The 23144-nt window shown below is 36.2% G+C and carries 22 protein-coding genes; all 22 read left to right on the plus strand.

The window, feature by feature from the left end; translation table 11 throughout:
- The first annotated feature begins 455 nt into the window (after positions 1-455).
- The 22 genes from NSS71_RS03025 (at position 456) to NSS71_RS03130 (ending at position 23092) form a co-directional block, all read left to right on the plus strand.
- Positions 456-2366: a stage V sporulation protein D gene (locus NSS71_RS03025; protein WP_061796777.1), complete on the plus strand. Its 1911-nt coding sequence runs from the start codon at positions 456-458 to the stop codon at positions 2364-2366.
- A 313-nt stretch (positions 2367-2679) separates the two neighbouring features.
- On the plus strand, positions 2680-4161 hold the full coding sequence (locus NSS71_RS03030; RefSeq protein WP_047939908.1) for a UDP-N-acetylmuramoyl-L-alanyl-D-glutamate--2,6-diaminopimelate ligase: 1482 nt from the start codon (positions 2680-2682) through the stop codon (positions 4159-4161).
- Positions 4145-4585: a hypothetical protein gene (locus NSS71_RS03035; protein WP_047939909.1), complete on the plus strand. Its 441-nt coding sequence runs from the start codon at positions 4145-4147 to the stop codon at positions 4583-4585. The genes NSS71_RS03030 and NSS71_RS03035 overlap by 17 nt, the downstream gene beginning before the upstream one ends.
- A 1-nt stretch (position 4586) precedes the next feature.
- Positions 4587-5561: a phospho-N-acetylmuramoyl-pentapeptide-transferase gene (gene mraY / locus NSS71_RS03040; RefSeq protein WP_047939910.1), complete on the plus strand. Its 975-nt coding sequence runs from the start codon at positions 4587-4589 to the stop codon at positions 5559-5561.
- Positions 5561-6913: a UDP-N-acetylmuramoyl-L-alanine--D-glutamate ligase gene (gene murD / locus NSS71_RS03045; RefSeq protein ID WP_061796775.1), complete on the plus strand. Its 1353-nt coding sequence runs from the start codon at positions 5561-5563 to the stop codon at positions 6911-6913. The genes mraY and murD overlap by 1 nt, the downstream gene beginning before the upstream one ends.
- A gap of 312 nt (positions 6914-7225) precedes the next feature.
- Positions 7226-8326 carry a stage V sporulation protein E gene (gene spoVE / locus NSS71_RS03050; RefSeq protein ID WP_047939912.1) on the plus strand — a complete coding sequence of 367 codons (1101 nt, stop codon included), beginning with the start codon at positions 7226-7228 and terminating at the stop codon, positions 8324-8326.
- A gap of 477 nt (positions 8327-8803) precedes the next feature.
- Positions 8804-9907, plus strand: coding sequence for an undecaprenyldiphospho-muramoylpentapeptide beta-N-acetylglucosaminyltransferase (gene murG / locus NSS71_RS03055; protein ID WP_061796774.1), 1104 nt, complete (start codon positions 8804-8806; stop codon positions 9905-9907).
- A gap of 95 nt (positions 9908-10002) precedes the next feature.
- The gene (locus tag NSS71_RS03060; protein WP_341151287.1) at positions 10003-10779 is read left to right on the plus strand and encodes a cell division protein FtsQ/DivIB; all 777 of its coding nucleotides are present in this window, start codon (positions 10003-10005) and stop codon (positions 10777-10779) included.
- Positions 10769-11467, plus strand: a complete 699-nt coding sequence (locus tag NSS71_RS03065) for a DUF881 domain-containing protein (RefSeq protein WP_047939915.1) — start codon at positions 10769-10771, stop codon at positions 11465-11467. The genes NSS71_RS03060 and NSS71_RS03065 overlap by 11 nt, the downstream gene beginning before the upstream one ends.
- 32 nt (positions 11468-11499) lie before the next feature.
- Positions 11500-12228 carry a DUF881 domain-containing protein gene (locus NSS71_RS03070; RefSeq protein WP_369988450.1) on the plus strand — a complete coding sequence of 243 codons (729 nt, stop codon included), beginning with the start codon at positions 11500-11502 and terminating at the stop codon, positions 12226-12228.
- The gene (locus NSS71_RS03075) at positions 12228-12593 is read left to right on the plus strand and encodes a small basic family protein (protein ID WP_047939917.1); all 366 of its coding nucleotides are present in this window, start codon (positions 12228-12230) and stop codon (positions 12591-12593) included. The genes NSS71_RS03070 and NSS71_RS03075 overlap by 1 nt, the downstream gene beginning before the upstream one ends.
- Before the next feature lie 332 nt (positions 12594-12925).
- Entirely contained in the window at positions 12926-14209 is a 1284-nt protein-coding gene (ftsA, locus tag NSS71_RS03080; RefSeq protein WP_047939918.1) for a cell division protein FtsA, read from the plus strand.
- A 171-nt stretch (positions 14210-14380) separates the two neighbouring features.
- Positions 14381-15547: a cell division protein FtsZ gene (gene ftsZ, locus NSS71_RS03085; RefSeq protein WP_047939919.1), complete on the plus strand. Its 1167-nt coding sequence runs from the start codon at positions 14381-14383 to the stop codon at positions 15545-15547.
- 352 nt (positions 15548-15899) lie between these two features.
- Positions 15900-16832, plus strand: a complete 933-nt coding sequence (gene spoIIGA, locus NSS71_RS03090; RefSeq protein ID WP_047939920.1) for a sigma-E processing peptidase SpoIIGA — start codon at positions 15900-15902, stop codon at positions 16830-16832.
- Positions 16833-16877: 45 nt separating this feature from the next.
- Complete coding sequence (gene sigE / locus NSS71_RS03095) at positions 16878-17597, plus strand: RNA polymerase sporulation sigma factor SigE (RefSeq protein ID WP_047939921.1); 720 nt, start codon at positions 16878-16880, stop codon at positions 17595-17597.
- Between the two features lie 152 nt (positions 17598-17749).
- Positions 17750-18529 carry an RNA polymerase sporulation sigma factor SigG gene (gene sigG / locus NSS71_RS03100; RefSeq protein ID WP_047939922.1) on the plus strand — a complete coding sequence of 260 codons (780 nt, stop codon included), beginning with the start codon at positions 17750-17752 and terminating at the stop codon, positions 18527-18529.
- Positions 18530-18770: 241 nt separating this feature from the next.
- Positions 18771-19595 carry a peptidoglycan editing factor PgeF gene (gene pgeF / locus NSS71_RS03105; protein ID WP_047939923.1) on the plus strand — a complete coding sequence of 275 codons (825 nt, stop codon included), beginning with the start codon at positions 18771-18773 and terminating at the stop codon, positions 19593-19595.
- Positions 19596-20273 (plus strand): YggS family pyridoxal phosphate-dependent enzyme, encoded by a 678-nt coding sequence (locus tag NSS71_RS03110; RefSeq protein WP_047939924.1) that lies wholly within the window; start codon positions 19596-19598, stop codon positions 20271-20273.
- 12 nt (positions 20274-20285) lie between these two features.
- Entirely contained in the window at positions 20286-20783 is a 498-nt protein-coding gene (locus tag NSS71_RS03115; RefSeq protein ID WP_341151288.1) for a cell division protein SepF, read from the plus strand.
- A gap of 6 nt (positions 20784-20789) precedes the next feature.
- Positions 20790-21050 carry a YggT family protein gene (locus NSS71_RS03120; RefSeq protein WP_047939926.1) on the plus strand — a complete coding sequence of 87 codons (261 nt, stop codon included), beginning with the start codon at positions 20790-20792 and terminating at the stop codon, positions 21048-21050.
- Positions 21051-21619: 569 nt separating this feature from the next.
- The gene (locus NSS71_RS03125; RefSeq protein ID WP_061796768.1) at positions 21620-22393 is read left to right on the plus strand and encodes a YlmH family RNA-binding protein; all 774 of its coding nucleotides are present in this window, start codon (positions 21620-21622) and stop codon (positions 22391-22393) included.
- A gap of 201 nt (positions 22394-22594) precedes the next feature.
- Positions 22595-23092 carry a DivIVA domain-containing protein gene (locus tag NSS71_RS03130; protein ID WP_016201026.1) on the plus strand — a complete coding sequence of 166 codons (498 nt, stop codon included), beginning with the start codon at positions 22595-22597 and terminating at the stop codon, positions 23090-23092.
- The last annotated feature ends 52 nt before the right edge of the window (positions 23093-23144 follow it).

A 23144-nucleotide genomic window follows, 5' to 3' on the forward strand; every position in this document is an offset into this window, starting at 1 on the left:
AAGCAGGAAAAGTGCTTTCATCAAAGGAATGAACACCAAAATAACTAGAAGAAGCAGGAAAAGTGGTTTTCATCAAAGGAATGAACACCAAAATAACCAGAAGAAGCAGGAAAAGTGGTTTTCATCAAAGGGATGAACACCAAAATAACTAGAAGAAGCAGGAAAAGTGGTTTTCATCAAAGGGATGAACACCAAAATAACCAGAAGAAGCAGGAAAAGTGGTTTTCATAAAGGAGATGAACACCAAAATAATCAGAAGAAGTAGGAAAAGTGATTTTCATAAAGGAGATGAACACCAAAATAACCGGAAGAAGCAGGAAAAGTGCTTTCAGCAAAAAAATTCCTCACAAAATCCCCTCCCTCCTTACAAACCAACTAACCAATACTCCCCGTTCTATTCCGATTCGTACAAGCATATATTTCAATTGAGTTAGTATAAAGGAGGTTCCATCTGTATGCGGGTTTCAAACGTAACCGTTCGGAAGCGATTGTTGATAGCGCTTGTTGCTGGGATAGTTATTTTTCTAATAATTGATACAAGATTAGCGTATGTTCAATTTTTTCTAGGGGACGAGCTTACAACGAAAGCGAAAAATTTATGGAGTAGACAAATTGCTTTTGAGCCACAACGAGGAGAGATCTTGGATCGCAATGGAATAGCGCTTGCCACTAATGTCAGTGCGCCAACGGTTTATATAGTACCACGCCAAATTAAAGATCCAGCCGACACCGCTGAAAAGCTTGCAGAAGTATTAGAAGCAGATAAGGAATCTGTTTATAAGCAGATTATTCAAAGGGAGATGAGTGTTCGCTTAAAAGAAGGCAGGAAAATCACGCATGAAAAAGCCAAAAAAGTTCGTGCACTTGATATAGACGGTGTATATATTGGTGAAGATTCAAAGCGATCTTATCCTTTTGGAAATTATTTATCCCATGTATTAGGGTTTGCTGGTATTGATAATCAAGGGCTAATAGGTTTAGAGCTGGAATATGATGATGAGTTGAAGGGAAAGAAGGGATCTGTTCAATATTATTCGGATGCGAAAGGGCAGAGAATGAATGATATGGCTGATGCCTATGAAGCTCCGGTAAATGGGAATGATTTAGTCCTTACTATTGATACAAAAATTCAAACGATTGTAGAAAGAGAATTGGATATAGCTCAACAAACCTATGATCCTGAATCGATTATCGCACTTGCGATGAACCCAAAAACTGGCGAGGTTTTGGCAATGTCAAGTCGACCAGGCTTTAATCCATCTGATTTTCAAAATGTGGATTCCACTGTTTATAATCGTAATTTACCGATCTGGAGTTCGTATGAACCAGGATCTACCTTTAAAATTATTACATTGGCAGCAGCTTTAGAAGAAGGAAAAGTGGACTTAGATAAGGACACTTTTTATGATAAAGGGTATGCAGAAGTGGGTGGAGCAAAACTTAAATGCTGGAAGCGAGGAGGACATGGCTCGCAAACGTTTTTAGAGGTCGTTCAAAATTCTTGTAACCCTGGTTTTGTAGAATTAGGGGAACGTCTTGGCAAAGATAAGCTGTTTCAATATATTCGTGATTTTGGATTTGGGCAAAAAACAGGAATTGATTTACAAGGGGAATCAAAAGGGATTTTGTTTAACATGGACAGAGTAGGCCCGGTGGAGCAAGCGACTACAGCATTTGGTCAAGGTGTCGCCGTAACACCAATTCAGCAAGTTACGGCACTATCTGCCGCAATTAATGGAGGTACTTTATATACTCCTTATGTAGCAAAAGAATTGATTGATCCATCTACAGGTGAAGTAGTTATGGAGAAAAAACCTGTTGCAAAGAGAAAGGTAGTTTCTGAAGAAACATCTAAAGAAGTGAGACGGGCATTAGAAAATGTTGTGGCAAAGGGATCTGGAGGAAAGGCCTTTGTGGAAGGCTATCGAGTTGGTGGAAAAACTGGGACGGCTCAAAAAGCTTCTGGTGGAAGATATTTAGAAAATAACTATATTCTTTCCTTTATCGGCTTTGCACCTGCTGATGATCCTGAATTAGTTGTGTACGTGGCAGTAGATAACCCAAAAGGAACGGTGCAATTCGGTAGTGCGGTTGCTGCTCCAATTGTTGGTGCGATTATGGGAGATAGTTTGAGAGCCCTTGGTGTGGAACCGCGTAAAGATCAAATTGACAAAGTATATAAATATCCGGAAAATCCATTAATAGAAGTGCCAGACCTTGTTGGGCATACGAAAAAAGATATTAGTGAAATGTTTATTAATCTTAAAATTGATTCAAGCGGAAGCGGGGATACGGTGATTAAGCAGTCTCCAGAACCTGGAACAAAAGTGAAGGAAGGATCAACCATTTTGATTCAGTTTAATTAATTGGATAAGAGGCGGCCGAATAATACGTGCCGCTTCTCTTTCCCCTATAAAAAAAGCCTCTAGATCCTGTTAATACTGGAATCGAGCTCGTATGTACATAATTAAAATTTTCCTCTATCTTAAATTATTCTTCTAATATAAATTCTCCAACAATAAGGTACAACATAGATAAATTTTTTTTAATCATGTAAAATAATATACGCTAAGAAAATTGTATAATCTATATGGCTGGTTCATTATTTAGTATATAATTAATATTTATGAGCAATCAAAGATTACATATAGAGCTAGAGAAAAGAGGAATCAAAAAGCGATGCAATTAAAAAAACTTATTGAGAGTTTACAGCCATACACTTCTTATACCGGAGAAGATGTGGAAATAAAATCAATAGAGAATGATAATCGCAAAGTATCAGATGGCAGTCTTTTTATTTGTATAAAAGGATATACAGTGGATGGTCATGATTTTGCCCAAAAAGCATACGAATCTGGGGCAGTCGCTGTCATAGCAGAAAGAAGTTTATCCTTGCCTATTCCAGTTATCATTGTAAAAGATACAAAAAGAGCTAGTAGTGTGCTTGCAGATGTATTTTATCAAAAGCCGACCCAAAAGCTTCAGCTTATTGGGATAACAGGTACAAATGGAAAGACAACAACTAGCCATTTAATAGATGCTATATTAAAAGAGGCGCATAAAAAAACAGGAATCATCGGTACGATGTATACCAAAATCGGTGAGGAAATACAAGAAACAAAAAATACAACTCCAGAAGCTGTGACACTTCAGAAGCTGTTTCATCAAATGGTGGAACAAAAAGTTGATACAGCTGTTATGGAAGTATCTTCCCATGCCCTTGTAGAAGGCAGAGTATTTGGCTGTGATTATGATATTGCTGTTTTTACCAATCTTAGTCAAGATCATTTAGATTATCATGGTACGATGGAAGAATATAAAAAAGCGAAAGGATTGCTTTTTACAAGACTAGGAAATGCCTTTTCGTCTGAAAAGCCGAAATTTGCTATTCTAAATAAAGATGATGCAGCAGCAAATGAGTATGAAACCATTACAGCGGCTCATATTCTAACATATGGAATTGATACAGAAGCTGATATAATGGCAAAAAATATAAAAATCACGGCAGCAGGTACATCATTCGATTTACATTCTCCGCTTGGCATACATTCTGTCCAGTTGAAAATGGTTGGAAAATTTAACGTGTATAATACACTAGCAAGCATTGGTGCTGCAATTGCAAGTAATATTCCAATGGAAGTGACCATCAATGCACTTGAAAAGGTAGCAGGAGTCGCAGGGAGATTTGAAACGGTTAATGCCGGCCAAGATTTTTCAGTGATCGTTGATTATTCACATACACCTGATAGTTTGCAAAACGCTTTGCAAACGGTAAAAGAATTTGCTAAGAATAACATATATGTAATCGTTGGCTGTGGGGGAGATAGAGACAAGACGAAGCGTCCTTTAATGGCGAAAATTGCTTGTGAGGAAGCGAGCTATGCTATCCTAACCTCCGATAATCCTAGAAGTGAAGATCCGCTTGCCATATTAAAAGATATGGAGCAAGGAGTTAAGGGAGAACAGAATTATACAATAATCTCTGATCGCAAAGAGGCTATTGCCTTTGCTGTTGATCAAGCCCAGCCTGATGATGTTATTCTAATTGCAGGGAAAGGCCATGAAACGTATCAAATTATTGGTTCTAAAGTGTTAGATTTTGATGACCGTTTAGTTGCAAAAGAAGCGATAGAGGAGAGAAAAAATGACACTGTCCTATAAATTAATCCTCCAGGCTATACCTGAAGCAAAAGGGTTTGTGAAAGAAGATTTGCGTTTTCAAACCGTGTCATTCTTAGCAGAGTGCGAACAGCCAAAAGGACTGTTTATTCCATTATATAAAGATAACTCTGGTGATTTGAGTGCTGCTATAACAAATGGAGCAATTGGAGCGATTTGGGAAGAGGGGATGGAACTCCCAACCTATACACCTAATCATTTTCCAATTTTTTATACAAAAGATTTAAAGGAAGGCATATTAAAAATGAGCAAAATTTACGAGCAACAATTACAAGCACAAGAAAAAACAACTAAATTTATTTTTTTGCAAGAAAACAGTCTGAATTCCCATATAGAAACATATGATATAGCGGTAATTAGAGAGCATGTATTAAATACAAACAATCAAGTGAAAGGAGGGAATTAAAATGCAGGAGAAAGTTATCTTTTTTACGATTCTATTAGGTTTTTTAATAACGGTATTAATTTCTCCCTTTTTTATTCCCTTCTTGCGAAGATTAAAATTCGGACAAAGCATTAGAGAAGAAGGACCGAAATCTCATCAGAAAAAAACGGGAACGCCAACTATGGGGGGCTTAATGATTATTTTCTCCATTGTGGTAACGACTTTGGTAATGATTAATAAATTTTCAGAGCCGACGATTAAGACGTATTTATTACTTTTAGTATTAGTCGGGTTTGGATTGTTAGGCTTTTTAGATGACTTTATAAAAGTAGTGATGAAGCGTAATTTAGGATTAACTTCTAGACAAAAGCTATTAGGGCAGATTGTTATTTCGCTTATTTTTTACTTTGTTTTACGCGAAAACGAATTTTCTACTGCTATTTCGATTCCTTTTGTAGATAAACCACTAGAATTAGGTTGGTTCTATGCACTATTTATTATTTTTTGGTTAGTTGGATTTTCTAATGCGGTGAATTTAACAGATGGCTTGGACGGATTAGTTTCTGGGACTTCTGCTGTGGCGTTTGGAGCGTTTGCTGTCCTTGCATGGAGTCAATCACAGTTTGAAATTAGTATTTTCTCGGTAGCCATTGTGGGCGCAGTTTTAGGATTCTTAGTATTCAATGCCCATCCAGCAAAAGTATTTATGGGAGATACTGGTTCACTTGCACTTGGAGGTGCTATTGCAGCGATTGCTATCTTAACAAAGACAGAAATCTTGTTAATATTAATAGGTGGAGTATTTGTTATTGAGACACTTTCAGTCATTCTTCAAGTAATATCTTTTAAATCAACAGGAAGAAGAATTTTCCGTATGAGTCCATTACATCACCATTATGAACTAGTTGGCTGGTCTGAATGGCGAGTAGTTGTGACATTTTGGACGGTAGGATTATTATTCGCCGCTCTAGGAATTTATATTGAGGTGTGGTTATAATGAAGCAGATTAACGATTTTCATCATAAAAAAATACTAGTATTAGGCCTTGCTAAAAGTGGAGTAAGCGCAGCTCAATTACTACATAATTTAGGGGCCTTTGTAACAGTAAATGATAGTAAGCCATTGGATGAAAATCCGGAAGCGCAAGGTTTATTAGAACAAGGAATAACGGTTATCTGCGGAAGCCATCCTATTGAGTTACTGGAGGAAGGTTTCCAGCTGATCGTAAAAAACCCTGGCATTCCTTACTTTAATCCAATGATTAAAAGGGCGGTGGAGCGCGGCATTCCTGTCATCACAGAGGTAGAACTAGCATATAGAGTTTCCGAAGCCCCATTCCTTGCGATCACTGGGTCAAATGGGAAAACAACGACCACAACCTTATTGTTTGATATGTTAGAAGTTGATAAGAAAAAGCCACTGATAGCTGGGAATATTGGAACAGTTGCTTCTAATGTAGCCCAAGTTGCAGAGGAAGATAATAAAATAGTGATTGAATTATCCTCCTTTCAATTAATGGGAATTGAAAAATTCAAGCCGAAAATTGCGATCATTACAAATATTTATGAGGCACATTTAGATTATCATGGGACACGGGAAGAATATGCGAAGGCAAAAGGAAACATTACGAGAAACCAAGATGAAAGTGACTATTTAATTGTGAACGTCGAACAAGAGATTGTCATGGATATCGCGAACAGCAGCAATGCAACGATTATTCCTTTTTCTGCAAAACGTGAACTTGAGTATGGGGCCTATGTAAAAGATAATATTATTTATTTTAATGATCAAAAAATTATGGCATTGTCAGATATAATGTATTTAAGTGCATTAAATTTAGAAAACATCCTTTCATCTGTTGCAGCAGCAAAATTATCAGGTGTAACAAATGAAAGTATTTTTGCAGTATTAAGTACCTTTAAAGGGGTTAAGCATCGTCTGCAATTTATTAAAGAAGTTAATGGACGGAAATTCTATAATGACTCGAAAGCAACAAATATTCTGGCAACACAAAATGCCCTTGCAGCCTTTAATGAACCGGTTATTCTGCTAGCTGGTGGACTGGACCGTGGAAATGAATTTGATGAACTCATTCCATCTCTTAAAAATGTAAAAGCTATGATTACTTTTGGACAAACTGCTGGAAAAGTGGAGAAGGCAGGCAAGCTTGCAGGAATAAAAACCATTAAACGCGTCGATAATGTGGACAAAGCAGTACCTGCTGCCTATGACTTATCAGAAAGCGGAGATGTTATTCTTCTTTCCCCAGCATGTGCAAGCTGGGATCAATATAAAACTTTTGAAGTCAGAGGAGACATTTTTATCAATGCGGTGCATATGCTTAAATAAGGGCTTGTCTGTAAGTAGGCGTTGAAAGAAAACTTGAGATCTATATGGATAGAAATAAAAAAGTATCCATATAAAATACTTACTTTAAAGTAAGCTCTGTAAATGATAACAAGGTTAGTAGAAAAAGGATGCAGGTTCCATTTCATCTAAATTGGGGTGGAAGGAACAATCTTCCCTTTTTCCTGTTTTAACTGATGATTTACAGAGCTTTCTTTTTTTTATCCGATTCCTCAGTAGTATACAAAGAAATCTGGATATAAATCGCTTTTCTTTGTTGCAAGCCCTTAATCTTGCAGGTTCGAGGTGTTAATGGTGCCATCAAAAAAAACGACTCCAGATATAATTTTAATGATTATTACATTTACATTGCTAGCTATAGGGTTAATCATGGTGTATAGTGCTAGTGCTGTTATGGCGGAACGAAATTTAGGTGATTCTTTTTTCTTTGCTAAAAGGCAAATGCTTTTTGCAGGGGTCGGAATTGCAGCAATGTTATTTATTATGAATCTAGATTATTGGATATGGAGATCCTGGGCTAAACCGATTATTATAGTTTGTTTTATTTTACTTGTCGTTGTTTTAATTCCTGGAGTGGGGTTAGTTCGAAATGGTTCACAAAGCTGGATTGGAGTAGGAGCTTTTTCCATTCAGCCCTCTGAATTTATGAAAATAGCAATGATTCTTTTCTTAGGAAAATTTCTATCGGAAAATCAAAAGCATATAACCTCCTTTAAAAAAGGGTTACTTCCCTCATTAGGTCTGGTATTCCTTGCCTTCGGAATGATTATGCTTCAGCCGGATTTAGGTACTGGGACAGTTATGGTTGGTACAAGTATTGTCATGATTTTCATTGCTGGTGCTCGCATTCGCCATTTTGTTATATTAGGTCTTATTGGAGTAGCTGGTTTTATCGGACTGGTTGCATCAGCCCCTTATAGGATTAAAAGGATAACATCCTTTCTGGATCCGTGGTCAGATCCATTAGGAAGCGGATTTCAAATAATCCAATCTTTATATGCAATTGGTCCAGGCGGTTTATTCGGTTTAGGCCTTGGGGAAAGCAGACAAAAATTCTTCTACTTGCCTGAGCCCCAGACAGATTTCATTTTTGCGATTCTGTCAGAAGAATTAGGCTTTATCGGCGGCTCTCTGATTTTATTATTATTTGCACTTTTACTTTGGAGAGGCATAAGAATTGCATTAGGAGCTCAAGATTTATTTGGAAGCTTTGTGGCAGTCGGGATCATTTCCATGGTTGCAATTCAAGTTATGATTAACATTGGGGTGGTAACAGGGCTAATGCCGGTTACAGGGATTACACTTCCGTTTTTAAGCTATGGCGGCTCATCGCTGACACTTATGTTAATAGCGATAGGCATCCTTCTAAATGTAAGCCGATTTTCGCGGTATTAAATGCAGCCTCTTATCCTTAATAGGCGAGGAAGCCTCATAATTGGATATTTTTATAGAATTTATAGAAACCTAGTGAAGTGAGTGCATTCTCATTTACTAGGTTTTTTATGTGGAAAGCTAAAGATTGTTTATCGTAGTAGTTTCTGCCTTAAAAAGGGAAGGAGTGTTATAGAATACAAAAAATTTATTTTTTTCACACATATGATAAATCTTTTTCAAACATGACAATATGACTTGTAGGAAGACGAAATGTATTACATTTCATTATCATTTTCAAGATATTCATAAAGCAAGTTTAAAATATAGTACAATAAGGTATCTATTATTTGGGAGATGACGGCAAAGCTAAAAAATATCTTAAAAAATAGCAGAAGATTATTTCTGTTTTATGTTATTTGAAGCTATAATGTAAAAGAGAAGAAAACAACGTTTTTTTCAGGAAAAAGTAGAGATGAGAAGTATTTTGAGGTGGAAAGAATGAAAATAGTAGTAAGCGGCGGAGGAACAGGGGGACATATATACCCTGCATTAGCATTGATTCGCGAAATAAAAAGAGAAGTGAAGGATGCTGAATTTCTTTATATCGGAACAGAGCAAGGGCTAGAAAGTAAATTAGTTAGAAGAGAAGATATTCCATTTAAAACAATACATATCACAGGGTTTAAACGAAAACTTTCCCCGGAAAATGTGAAAACAGTTTGGAGATTTATTGCAGGTGTACAAAAAAGTAAAGCGATTTTAAAAGAATTTGAAGCAGACGTTGTCATCGGAACAGGCGGATATGTTTGTGGCCCGGTTGTATATGCGGCAGCTAAGCTTGGAATACCGACTATTATTCATGAACAAAATAGTGTTCCAGGGTTGACCAATAAGTTTTTAAGTAGATATGTCGATAAAATAGCGATTTGTTTTGAAGAAGCTGCTTCTTTTTTCCCAGATGAAAAAGTTGTGATGACTGGGAATCCAAGGGCATCCGAAGTGTTAAACCAGGATGGAATAAAAGGTCGCTTATCAGTCGGATTAAAATTAAAAGAACCCGCTGTTCTTATTGTTGGCGGGAGCAGAGGAGCAAGACCGATAAATGATGCTGTAATTGCGGCTTTACCACAATTAGGGGAAAAAGCTTATCAAGTTCTTTATGTAACAGGAGAGGTACATTACGAAGCGGTAAAGAAAGAAGTAGAGCGTGTCGGCAATCCGGAAAATGTTATTATTAAGCCATTTGTCCATAATATGCCTGAAGTATTAACGAGTATTGATTTAACTGTTGCAAGAGCCGGCGCAACAACATTAAGTGAGTTAACCTCGCTTGGTATTCCGAGCATTCTTGTGCCAAGTCCTTATGTAACGAATAATCATCAAGAAAAAAATGCACATGCATTAACAAGTAACGGAGCAGCCAAAATGCTCCTTGAACGTGATATGAATGGCCAAAAATTGATAGAAGAAATGGATACTATCATGCTAAATCCTGTTTTGCTGAAGGAGATGAAAGAGGCTTCCAAAAAATTAGGTATTCCTGATGCGGCAATGAGGCTGTATAATGTCATGAAGGAAGTAATCAATAACAAGAAAAAATAAGATAGCAAATAGAAAATGTGTTTGTTAAAAAAAGGTGGACAACCTATTGTATTGTTATGTACTATTTCCTTATTTAATAATATCGGGGTGATTTTTTGGAAAAAGGGAAGGTAGTTTCTTTAGAAGATAGAATTCCAAAATTAAAAGAGCAGAGACGAAGAAAAGCGAATCGCCGCCTTATTTTCCTTCTCCTTCTATTCTTCCTAATCATCGTTTGCGTTATATACTTCCAATCACCTTTAAGTCATGTGAAAAACATCGAAATTACGGGGAATCGTTTATATTCTTTTGAAGACTTGGAGAAAATGAGCGGAATTAACAGCAAAACAAATATTTGGACAATCAAAAAAGATAAGCTCACAGAGAAATTAAAAGACTCAGGTGGAATTAAATCTGCTAAGATTTCTATTGTTTTTCCAAATACTGTTCATATAGACGTAAAAGAGTACAGGAAGATTGCTTACTTTGAAGTAAAGAATGAATTTATTCCACTTCTTGAAAATGGGGAGATGCTGCAGGATAGAGCAATGACCAATAGTCCCTATGATGCTCCTATTATTAAGGATATGAAGAGCGATGATAAAGTAATCAAAAAAATAGAGGAAGAACTAAATAAACTGTCAGCAGAAGTGTATAATGCGATTTCTGAAGTAAGGTATACTCCTAGGAATACAGATAAGTGGCGTGTTACTGTATATATGAATGATGGGAATCAGGTATTAGCTTCTTTATCCTCTTTTTCTGATAAGATGCAGCATTATCCATCCATCATTTCCCAGTTGAATACAGATAAAAAAGGCGTTATTGATTTAGAGGTAGGTTCCTATTTTAAAGCTTTTGATTCGGAAGGGGAAAAGAAGAGTGAAGAATAATAAAAGAAGAAGAAATGTTATCTTCTCCTTAGTTTTTCTTGTACTTGGATTTATGATTTCTTTTTCCTATCAAAATACAAAAAAAGATGAAGGTAAAGGACTGAACGAGAGCCAATTTGAAAGAGATTTGGATTTGCGCAATGAGCTAATCGAGCAGGAAGAAAAGAATAATGAGTTATATAAGGAGTTAAAGGGAAACCAAAGGGAATTGGTTCAATTAGAGAAGAAGCTTTCTAATGAAGCAGAGACTTATTATAACTTGGCAGAAGATGCGGAAAAATACCGGATATATTTAGGAAAGGTTGCAGTAAAAGGGGAAGGGGTACAAATTGCTTTGGAAGATGGTGAGTATAATCCAAAGGAAGATAATGTCAATAATTATTTGGTACATGAGCATCATGTATTTAAAGTGATTAACGAGCTGTATATTGCTGGTGCAGAAGCGATTAGTATCAATGGACAAAGACTAGCACATAATTCTTATATCATTTGTAATGGTCCCGTAATTGAAATAGATGGTTACCAGCACCCGGCCCCTTTTGTTATTACGGCAATTGGCGATAGCGATGTGTTAGAAGGCGCAATAAATATCAATGGTGGCGTAAAGGATTTGTTAGTAAATGATAATGTAAGATTTACGCTTGAGAAAAAAAGAATGATACAAATGGATCCTTTAAATGTTAATTAACGATAAGTATGATTTAGAAAGTATGATGCGCTTTGAATAAGAAATTTATAACCATGACGGGAATTACGCTTATTGCTGGATTTATGATAGCAGTTCAATTTCAGACAATAAAAGAACCTGCTGTCCGAGACACGAGAGATACTTGGGAGTTAAGAGAAGATCTTATCCAAGAGAAAAAAATAGAGTTAAAGCTAATAGATGAGATACGTTCGACTAATGGAAAGATAGAAGAATATGAGAATGAAACCCCAAGAAGCAAAGAAGCGGTATTGAAAGAGACTTTGGCAGAATTAAAGCAGGAAGCGGGCTTAACAGAAGTAACGGGAAAGGGAATTATCTTAAAGATTGAGCCTGTCAGTACAGAAATTCTTTTAGGTGAAGATCCCGGAGTAGTTACCTCTGAATTATTACAACGGTTAGTAAATGAATTAAACTTATATGGTGCTGAGGAGATAGCGATAAATGATAATCGTTATGTAAATACAACGGTTATCCGTGAAATTAACAATGTGTTAAAAATGGATGGGAACCCCCTGAATCAGCTGCCAATTGAAATAAAAGTGATAGCGAAGGATGCTGACACTGCTGAAAAACTATTTAATTACATGAAGGTTTCCAAGTCAGCAGATGAATTTTTCTTATCTAATCTGTTATTGAATGTCGTGATGCCAAAAGAACCGATCAACATTCCAGCATATAGTAACCCCATAAATATCCATCATATGAAGCCTGTAAGTACAAGTAAAGGAGGAGATTCTTAATGTGGCTTCCTATATTTGGGTTGATTGTTGGGATAGTATTGGGATTATTAACCGATATAAAAGTGCCAGACGAATATGCTAACTATTTATCAATCGCTGTTCTCGCTGCACTGGATACTTTATTTGGAGGAATTCGTGCTCATCTGCAAAATATATTCGACGAGAAAGTATTTGTAACTGGGTTCTTCTTTAATATTGCTCTTGCAGCAAGTTTAGCTTTTCTAGGTGTACATCTTGGTGTAGACTTATACTTAGCGGCTATTTTTGCATTTGGTGTTCGACTATTTCAAAATATAGCTGTCATCCGCAGTATTATCTTAAAGAAATCAAATGCGCATTCTCTTGAAAAAAATGAAAAAAGTTGACAGAGAAAAAAGGGAATATATTAGTTTTGGCGAATAATTTAAATATTAATAGATATAGTGGAAGTGAATTACGATATTTCCTTGTGGAATAAGTAATTAGTCCTATTTGTAGTAAAAAAGACCAAAATTGTGTTGACACTTTGCGAAAACTTAGTGAAAATATGGTGTTGCCTGGTATACAATAGAATAGTTGTGAAGATTAGATTATTTTATGTATATCAAATAAACTATGTAAATAGCAGACATTACTTCTGATAAAAAAGTTGAATTTTTGACTGTATGACATAACTTGTTGTTCACATTATTTAAAATGCAAAAGGAGGTGCCCGAGAATGAACAGCAATGAACTTTATGTAAGTCTAGACATCGGTACATCCAGCATAAAAGTAATCATTGGAGAAATGATTAACGAATCTTTAAATATTATTGGTGTAGGCATCGTCCCATCAGAAGGTTTAAAAAAAGGTTCAATTGTGGATATAGATGAAACCGTTCATTCTATTCGACAAGCAATTGAGCAGGCCGAACGAATGGTTGGGATGGAGATAAAGCAAGTAGTTGTTGGCGTTTCGGGAAATCATGTAAATCTGCAAACCTCACGTGGAGTAGTTGCAGTTTCAAGTGAAAATCGCGAAATTACAATTGAAGATGTAATTAGGGTAAAGGATGCTGCACAGGTAGTTTCCATTCCCCCAGAAAAAGAGATTATTGATATAATTCCTAAACAATTTATTGTAGATGGATTAGATGAAATTACTGATCCGCGAGGAATGATTGGTGTAAGATTGGAAATGGAAGGTACTATTATTACTGGAAGTAAAACCATTTTACATAACACCTTAAGATGTGTGGAAAGAGCAGGTCTTGAAATTCAAGACATCTCCTTGCAGCCACTTGCCGCAGGATCTTTTGCGCTTTCAAAAGATGAGAAAGACTTAGGAGTGGCGTTAGTAGATATAGGCGGAGGATCTACTACAATTGCTGTATTTGAAAATGGATTCCTTAAAGCCACCAGCGTTATTCCTGTAGGTGGAGATCATATTACCAAAGACTTATCCATTGGTCTTCGAACTACAACAGAAGATGCAGAGAAAATAAAAATAAAGTATGGTTATGCTTTTTATGATCATGCTTCTGAAGAGGAAGTATTCAGCGTTCCTATTATCGGAAGCGATCAGCATCAGCAATTTAATCAATTGGAGATTTCTGATATTATAGAAGCAAGATTAGAAGAAATCTTTGAACTTGTTGGTCATGAACTAGCGAGACTAGGAGTATACGATCTTCCAGGAGGATTCGTATTAACTGGAGGAGTAGCTAGTACGAAGGGAATTTTAGAATTAGCGCAAGATATTTTCCAAAGCCGAGTTAGAATTGCTATTCCTGATTATATCGGAGTAAGAGAGCCACAATATACTACTGCAGTTGGTTTAATTAAATTCTCCTATAAAAATAGTAAACTTCAAGGGGGAAATATTCATAACCCTGTTACTGTTCCTGCTGAAACAAGGGAAAAAGTTCAAAAAACAGCATCCCAAAAACCAGCTTATGAGAAAAAACAAGTGGAAAAAGAACCCTCAAAGTTTAAGAAATTTATGGGATATTTCTTTGATTAATGAAATGTCTTTAATAGGACAAGCATAATTTTGATAAAAAGAACTTCGAGAAGGCTGAGAGTCGTTTAGGGTCAGTCTAGGTATTAAAATGGTATGTTACTCCATATCACCAAGACTTGAGATGCGGACAGTTCGATACTGCTGAATATCGACGAATTAGGAGGATTTGTCATGTTGGAATTTGATACAAATATAGATTCACTAGCTGTAATAAAGGTTATAGGAGTAGGTGGCGGTGGAAATAACGCTGTTAACCGAATGATTGAGCATGGGCTACAAGGGGTAGAGTTTATCGCTGTGAATACAGATGCACAGGCATTAAATTTATCTAAAGCAGAAATCAAGATGCAAATTGGCGGAAAACTTACAAGAGGATTAGGCGCGGGTGCAAATCCTGAAGTAGGGAAAAAGGCTGCTGAGGAAAGCAAAGAACAAATTGAAGAAGCATTAAAAGGAGCAGATATGGTCTTTGTTACGGCAGGAATGGGTGGCGGAACTGGGACAGGTGCTGCACCAGTTATTGCTCAAATCGCCCACGACCTAGGCGCATTAACAGTAGGGGTAGTTACAAGACCATTTACTTTTGAAGGAAGAAAAAGATCCACACATGCTGCAAGCGGAATTACAGCATTGAAGGATGCTGTGGATACATTGATCGTTATTCCAAACGACCGCTTACTTGAAATCGTAGATAAATCAACTCCGATGCTTGAAGCGTTTAGAGAAGCGGATAATGTATTACGCCAAGGTGTACAAGGTATCTCTGACTTAATCGCAACACCAGGTCTGATTAACTTAGATTTCGCTGATGTGAAAACAATTATGGTGAATAAAGGTTCTGCACTTATGGGCATAGGTGTTGCAGCAGGGGAAAACCGTGCAGCTGAAGCAGCGAAAAAAGCAATTTCTTCGCCACTGCTGGAGACTTCCATTGATGGAGCACAAGGAATATTAATGAATATCACTGGTGGTACGAATTTAAGCTTGTATGAAGTACAAGAGGCAGCCGATATTGTGGCATCCGCTTCCGATCAAGATGTAAATATGATTTTCGGATCCATTATCAATGATGATTTGAAAGATGAAATTGTTGTTACGGTGATTGCTACTGGCTTTAACCAAGATTTATCGCAGCTGCAGCCAGATAGACCTGGATTTGGCGGTTTAAAGCCAAATAACAATAATACAAACCCTATTAATAATCAGGTTAACAATAGAGAAGTAAAACGCGAAGAGCCGCATGTGCAAAAGGAACAACAACCAAGAAGCAATGCACAACAACCAGAGGATGCTTTAGATATCCCGACATTCTTAAGAAATAGAAACCGCAGAAGGTAATTATTTCTATAGCAAAAACCTTTCCATTTTTTCATAATGGAAAGGTTTTTTTGTTTTCTCTTTCAAAAATGAAGCAATCTCCCCTTTTATTTATAGTAAACCTCATCGCTTCTTTTATTTTTATTCCTTAGAATTAGTAAAAAAACTGATAATATTTCGCTAGAACTTAAAGTTTTTAACAGAGGAGATATAGTGACAAAAACCGTTAGAAATAGAGCAAATTTCTGATATTTTGATTACAGAAAGTGACAGAATTTCAAGAACAAGTACGTTATACTTTTTCGTAACAGATTAGTAGAGAGAAGATTTACTTCTTTTGTTGCTTTTATAAAAGAGAGGAGGAGTTACATGCTTGGCCATTTATTTAGATGTGATATGGCTATTAAATTTACTGTTTGACAGTTTATTACTATATTTAACAGGCATTCTATTAAAGAAAAAAATCATCCATTGGCGAATATTGCTTGGAGGGCTAATTGGTTCCCTTATTATCCTTTTTTCGATAACGCCGCTCAGTCCCTATTCTAATCATCCCATATCGAAGCTTCTGTTTTCTATTGTGATGGTGGCAACGGCTTTTGGATATAAGCGATTTCGTACCTATATCCAAGCTTTAATGATATTTTACTTAGCTACTTTCTTAATCGGAGGAACATTGATAGGTGCTCATTATTTTATCCAGTTTGATTTCGATCTTTCTTCTTCTGTCCTTCTTGCTAGTATTAAAGGGTTTGGTGATCCGATAAGTTGGCTTTTTGTTTTGTTAGGATTTCCGATTGTTTGGTACTTTTCGAGAAGAAATCTGGAAGGGATGGAAGTGACAAAAATCCAATATGAACAAATAATCGACGTTATTTTTCAAATAGGGGGAAAAGAATTTTCTATCAAGGGTCTGGTGGATAGTGGTAATCAAGTATATGATCCCATTTCCCGCCTTCCAGTAATGTTTGTATCTTTGAAAAATATAGAAAAGGATATGCCAGCAGAAATAATTCGTCTCACGGAGCAGCCAGAAGCCATTATCTATGGCAGTCAACCAATCGCACCAGAATGGGAAAGCAAGATGCGAATTATTCCATATAAGGTAGTTGGCAAGGACCACCAGTTACTTATTGCCGTGAAACCGGATACTTTGTTTTTAAAAAAAGAGCAGGAAGTAATTGTTGTGGAAAAGGGATTAATCTCGTTTACCAGTCAAGTTCTATCTGCTGAGGGCATATTTGATTGTATTGTTCATCCGAAAATGCTTTTAGGAAAAAAATCAATCGAAGAAAAGGTTAGTTAATATATTATACTCACGAAAATCATCGTTTAGAAGGAGGAAATGCACATGAGTAAATGGAAGCTTCGCTTATCTTATTATTGGTACAAATTACTGATGAAACTTGGATTGAAAACAGACGAAGTATTTTATATTGGTGGAAGTGAAGCACTGCCTCCTCCGTTAACGAAAGAAGAAGAGGAAATCCTTTTAGAAAAACTCCCAAAAGGAGACCAAGCAGCTCGTTCGATGCTGATAGAGAGAAATTTACGCCTTGTTGTTTATATCGCAAGAAAGTTTGAAAATACTGGGATTAACATCGAAGATTTAATCAGCATTGGCACAATTGGATTAATTAAGGCGGTTAATACGTTTAATCCGGAGAAAAAAATAAAACTGGCAACATATGCTTCAAGATGTATTGAAAATGAAATATTGATGTATTTGCGCAGAAATAATAAAATCCGTTCAGAGGTTTCATTTGATGAGCCATTAAATATTGATTGGGATGGAAATGAACTTCTTCTCTCCGATGTAATGGGGACAGAGGATGATATTATAACGAAAGATTTAGATGCAAGTGTAGATAAAAAGCTATTAGTAAAAGCGCTTCACCAATTGTCTAAAAGAGAGAAACAAATTATGGAATTACGGTTTGGTTTAGGAACGGGAGAAGAAAAAACGCAAAAAGATGTAGCGGATATGCTTGGGATATCCCAATCGTATATTTCTCGATTAGAGAAAAGGATTATTAAAAGACTACAAAAAGAATTTAATAAAATGGTCTAAAAAAATTTTTCGTTTGAAAAGCCTTGTCCCACATAATTTCAGTTAAAATTAGCGTAAATTGGAAATTTAACAAAAATTCATCCCATGCATATTTTTCCTTCTCGGGGAGATACTGTTTTTTGTACAGCAGCTCCTGTGAGGAGGGAAATAGATTGACTCGAAATAAAGTAGAAATTTGCGGTGTGGATACATCAAAGCTTCCAGTGTTAAAAAACGAAGAAATGAGATTGCTCTTCAAGCAAATGCATGAGGGAGATACATCCGCAAGGGAAAGTCTCGTAAATGGGAATCTCCGCCTCGTATTAAGTGTTATACAGCGATTTAATAATCGAGGAGAATTCGTGGATGACTTATTTCAAGTGGGTTGTATTGGTCTAATGAAATCTATCGATAATTTTGATTTAAGTCAAAATGTTAAGTTTTCCACCTATGCTGTTCCGATGATTATTGGAGAGATTCGTCGTTATTTACGCGACAATAATCCAATTAGGGTTTCCAGATCTCTGAGAGACATTGCTTATAAGGCACTACAGGTCAGAGAAAGGTTGATGAACAAAACATCAAAAGAACCAACAGCTGAGGAAATTGCCAAAGAGTTAGACATTCCACATGAGGATATTGTCTTTGCATTAGATGCTATTCAAGATCCAGTATCGCTTTTTGAACCAATCTATAATGATGGTGGAGATCCGATCTATGTAATGGATCAATTAAGTGATGAAAAGAACAAGGATATACAGTGGGTGGAAGAATTAGCATTAAAAGAAGGAATGCGCCGATTAAATGATCGAGAAAAGTTGATTTTGCGAAAGCGGTTTTTTCAAGGTAAAACACAAATGGAAGTGGCAGATGAGATCGGCATCTCACAAGCGCAAGTCTCAAGATTGGAAAAAGCTGCTATTAAACAAATGAATAAAAACATTCAAAGCTAAATAGGAAATAAAACAGGTTAGACTTCTTAAAGTAGGTACTTTAATGATTGTCTAGCCTTTTCTATTGGTATAAAATTTTACTATATATAGCTCTAGTGAGGGAAAATAAAAGGGAGAGGAATGGCAGGGAAGAAAAGAGTGAATTTCATAAATGCAAGCTTATTTCTAAAGAAAAATATGTTTTTCTGTGACCAATGATAGCTCCATATGGTAAACTAAAACAAAAAGATGGAGTTAGATAATGGAACCTTTTATTTTAAGAAATAAGCAGTTTTTCAATCTTGATTTATGGGAGCGGAAGTTTCCTAATTTAATAGCTGGTTTCACAACAAAAAATGGTGGGAAAAGTATAGGCGATTATGCAAGTTTAAATATGGCGTTTCATGTAAATGATCAAAAGGATACAGTGGTTGCAAACCGTAATGAACTAGCGCAAAAATTATCTTTCCCATTAGAGCAATGGGTTGGTGCTGTGCAAACACATCAGGTTAATATTGTGGAAGTAACACAAGCGCATTTAGGTATGGGTGCAAGCGATTATGATAGTGCGTTAAAAGATACGGATGGTTTGTTTACTTTTGAAAAAAATATATTATTAACTTTATGTTTTGCGGATTGTGTTCCATTATATTTTATTCATCCAGCTACAAAAGCGGTAGGTATCGCTCATGCTGGATGGCAAGGAACCGTAAAAGGTATTGCCGGGGAAATGATGAAAGTCTTTGCTTCTCATAAGATTCCAAGAGAAGAAGTGCTCGCTGTTGTTGGTCCTTCTATCTCAGCGCGCCATTATGTCGTGGATGATCGTGTCATCAATGAAGTGGAAAAGGCGATACAATCGCAACAAAAGCCATTTACGACTATTTCTCCAGGACAATACAGACTGAATTTACAAGAAGCAAACAAGCAGATATTGTTAGAAAGTGGTATGCTTGAAAGTAATATTCATCTAACTGACTATTGTACTTACGAAGATGATGCTTATTTTTTCTCTCACAGAAGAGATAAAGGGAAAACTGGGAGAATGATGAGTTATATTGGATGGAGAGAGGAAGACGGAAATTAAATGTTAGTGAAAGATAATCTTAATGAAATAAAACAAGAAATAGCAGGGGCATGTAAAAAAGTGAATCGTCAGCCAGAAGAGGTTACGATAATTGCTGTCACAAAATATGTTACAATAGAGCGAGCAAAAGAAGCACTCGATGCTGGGATTGTTCATTTAGGGGAAAATCGTGAAGAAGGATTATTAGCAAAGTATGACGTTCTACAAGACAAGCCTATATGGCATTTTATCGGATCATTGCAGACGAGAAAAGTAAAAGGTATTATAGATTATGTAGACTATATTCACTCATTGGATCGGCTTTCTTTAGCAAAAGAAATACATAAAAGAGCAAAGCGAACCATAAAGTGTTTTGTACAGGTTAATGTTTCGAACGAAGAGTCAAAGCATGGAATGAAGCCAGAGGAAGTTATCGATTTTGTTAAACAGTTGTCCGAATATCCACATATTCAGGTAGTTGGATTAATGACGATGGCACCATTTACAGATGATAAAGAATTCTTGCGTGAATGCTTTCGAAAATTAAAAAGCATTCAGGAAGATGTAAAAGGACTACAATTACCATATGCTCCATGTACAGAGCTTTCTATGGGAATGTCGAATGATTATTCTATTGCGATCGAAGAGGGAGCAACGATGATAAGAATTGGAACTGCTTTAGTAGGAAGCGAGAAATAGGAGGCGAGTGAAATGAGCATAAAATCAAAAATTAAAACGTTCTTCTTTTTAGAAGATGAAGATTATGAAGAAGGTCAAGTAAACTATCAAGAAGAACCAAACGAGCCGGCAAGAAATTATAAGCAGCCTGTACAGCACACTCACAGTCAGCATAACCTTAACCATCATATTCAGCAGCAACAGCCGAAAAACAGTCAAAATGTTGTGAGCTTACAAAGTGTACAGAAGTCATCGAAGGTATTTTTAGTGGAACCTCGTGTATACGCAGAAGCACAAGATATTGCTGATCAATTAAAAAATCGCCGTGCAGTTGTTGTGAATTTACAGCGTATTGAAAAAGATCAAGGGAAACGTATTGTTGATTTTTTAAGTGGAACTGTCTATGCAATTGGCGGCGATATCCAGAAAATCGGTACGGATATATTCCTGTGTACGCCGGATAACGTAGAAGTTTCAGGGAATATTTCGCAAATCCTGCAAGATGCAGAATACGAAAATACGAGGTGGTAAAACCGAATGACGTTCATTATAAGTATTTTAGCTAATGCTTTAACCATATATTCTTACGCGCTTATTGTATATATATTAATGTCATGGATTCCGAATGCTCGCGAAACATCTATAGGTATTTTTCTGGCAAAAATCTGTGAACCATATTTAGAGATGTTTAGAAGATTTATTCCGCCTCTTGGCATGATCGATATTTCGCCAATTGTTGCAATCTTCGTATTGAATCTAGCAGGAAGAGGGATTGGACAATTATTTTATTGGTTCTAAGTAATTTTATAAAGGTCAATACTGAACAAAGGTAGAAAGAGGCAGGGACAAAACAAAATATATAATGCATAAAGACGAACAATCTCTAATTAAGTAGTAAAACCAATTCGTTCCATTGCGCTACAGACCCTCGCTTTCCGCGGGGAGCAACCTAAGCCTCCTCGGCTAAAGCCTGTGGGGTCTTAGGTTTTGCTCTGCTTTCCACAGGAGTCGAGGGTCCTCCGCTCCATTCCACTCCGTTTTTAAAGGTTGTTTCGTTCCATTATTTTTTAAAAAAAGAAAATATAATTATTAGGAAAAACGGAGCAGACTGAATACACGTAGACTCCTATGGGATCTGCGAGAAAGTCCGAGACCCTGCAGGCGAAGCCGAAGCGGCTCGGCGCTCGCCCCATGGAAAGCGAAGTGTATTCAGTCTGCGGTGACTAACCATAAAACCCATTCAGAATGAAAAAAACAAACAATTATACGAGAATTTGATTAGCATCTCCATATAATTGTTCGGTTTTATATTTGGTTGGAATACTTTTGTCCCAGCCCTTTTTCTATGCCAAAAAGGAGTTACAAAGATGTCAATTTATCAACATTTTCGTCCGGAAGAAAGAGAATTTATCGATCAAGTGCAAAATTGGCAAAGTTATGTCGCGAATACTTATGCACCGAAATTGACTGATTTTTTGGATCCGCGTGAACAGAAAGTTCTTCGGATGATTATCGGAGAAAATCAGGAAGTGAAATATGCATTTTTTGGCGGCCATGAACAAGCGGAAAGAAAAAGAGCTATCCTATACCCTGAATATTATCAACCGATGGAAGCGGATTTTAATTTGTCCTTATTAGAAGTGAATTATCCCAAGAAATTCATCACAATAGAGCATCCGCATGTTTTAGGAAGTTTAATGTCTCTTGGATTAAATAGAAGTAAATTCGGAGATATATTCGTTCTTGACGGGGATATTCAATTTGTCGTTGCTAGTGAGGTTGAGGATTATGTGAGACTTCAACTTGATTCTATCGGAAAAGCAAAGGTAACACTTGCTGCTGTATCTTTAGAAAACATAATTTTAACAGAAGAACATTGGACAGAGATGACAACGACTATTACTTCTCTTCGGCTTGACGCCATTGTTGCTGCTATTTATAATTTTTCAAGAGAAAAAGCAAAGACCTATATTACTCAAGGCTTAGTCAAAGTAAATTTCACTTTAAATGAAAATGTCTCTTTTATGTGTGAAGAAGGAGATGTCTTCTCAGTGCGCGGAGCAGGTAGGGCCATGATTAAATCTATTGAAGGTAAAACAAAAAAAGATAAATGGAGAATTGTAGTAGGTAAATTGAAGTGAAAAATCAGAAATGAAGGAGTTCCCATAATTTCTATTTCAGACAAAAAACATAGTTTTTTTATCGAGTATATATGATACAATATTTTTTAGCAGCATTATTTTTCATGTTTCTTCTTATTTTTTAAAAATAATGCAGGAAATCCGGTAATACTGTCGAAATAAGGATGATACATAAGAAATTGAAGTTTGGGAGGTGGCTTTATGCCATTAACGCCGTTAGATATTCATAATAAGGAATTTGCCAAAGGCTTCCGTGGTTACGATGAAGACGAAGTAAATGAATTTCTTGATCAGGTAATTAAAGATTATGAAAATATTATCCGCGAGAAAAAAGAACTAGAAGAAAGATTAAACGAGTTAACTGACCGTATCGGCCACTATAATAATATTGAAGAAACATTAAATAAATCAATTGTTGTAGCACAAGAGGCTGCTGAGGAAGTTAAACGTAATGCACAAAAAGAAGCAAAACTAATTATTAAAGAAGCGGAAAAGAATGCGGATCGAATTGTGAACGAATCATTATCAAAGGCAAGAAAGATTGCGCTAGAGATTGAAGAATTGAAAAAGCAATCAAAAGTATTCCGTACACGTTTCAAAATGCTGATTGAAGCACAATTAGATATGTTAAACAACGATGATTGGGATCATTTATTAGAATACGAATTAGATGCATCAGAGTTAAATTCTACAAAATAAAGACCATTGCCTTGACGATAAGGTAGATTTGCAATATAATTTTTCACAAATA

Origin of the sequence: Niallia sp. FSL W8-0951 (assembly GCF_038006525.1) — a bacterium.
In the GTDB taxonomy this organism is placed as follows: Bacteria; Bacillota; Bacilli; order Bacillales; family Cytobacillaceae; genus Niallia; species Niallia circulans.

Coding starts and splice junctions, on each gene's coding strand:
- NSS71_RS03025 (WP_061796777.1), top strand. CDS start 456: ATGCGGGTTTCAAACGTAACCGTTCGGAAGCGATTGTTGATAGCGCTT.
- NSS71_RS03030 (WP_047939908.1), top strand. CDS start 2,680: ATGCAATTAAAAAAACTTATTGAGAGTTTACAGCCATACACTTCTTAT.
- NSS71_RS03035 (WP_047939909.1), top strand. CDS start 4,145: ATGACACTGTCCTATAAATTAATCCTCCAGGCTATACCTGAAGCAAAA.
- mraY (WP_047939910.1), top strand. CDS start 4,587: ATGCAGGAGAAAGTTATCTTTTTTACGATTCTATTAGGTTTTTTAATA.
- murD (WP_061796775.1), top strand. CDS start 5,561: ATGAAGCAGATTAACGATTTTCATCATAAAAAAATACTAGTATTAGGC.
- murG (WP_061796774.1), top strand. CDS start 8,804: ATGAAAATAGTAGTAAGCGGCGGAGGAACAGGGGGACATATATACCCT.
- NSS71_RS03075 (WP_047939917.1), top strand. CDS start 12,228: ATGTGGCTTCCTATATTTGGGTTGATTGTTGGGATAGTATTGGGATTA.
- ftsA (WP_047939918.1), top strand. CDS start 12,926: ATGAACAGCAATGAACTTTATGTAAGTCTAGACATCGGTACATCCAGC.
- ftsZ (WP_047939919.1), top strand. CDS start 14,381: ATGTTGGAATTTGATACAAATATAGATTCACTAGCTGTAATAAAGGTT.
- sigE (WP_047939921.1), top strand. CDS start 16,878: ATGAGTAAATGGAAGCTTCGCTTATCTTATTATTGGTACAAATTACTG.
- pgeF (WP_047939923.1), top strand. CDS start 18,771: ATGGAACCTTTTATTTTAAGAAATAAGCAGTTTTTCAATCTTGATTTA.
- NSS71_RS03110 (WP_047939924.1), top strand. CDS start 19,596: ATGTTAGTGAAAGATAATCTTAATGAAATAAAACAAGAAATAGCAGGG.
- NSS71_RS03115 (WP_341151288.1), top strand. CDS start 20,286: ATGAGCATAAAATCAAAAATTAAAACGTTCTTCTTTTTAGAAGATGAA.
- NSS71_RS03120 (WP_047939926.1), top strand. CDS start 20,790: ATGACGTTCATTATAAGTATTTTAGCTAATGCTTTAACCATATATTCT.
- NSS71_RS03125 (WP_061796768.1), top strand. CDS start 21,620: ATGTCAATTTATCAACATTTTCGTCCGGAAGAAAGAGAATTTATCGAT.
- NSS71_RS03130 (WP_016201026.1), top strand. CDS start 22,595: ATGCCATTAACGCCGTTAGATATTCATAATAAGGAATTTGCCAAAGGC.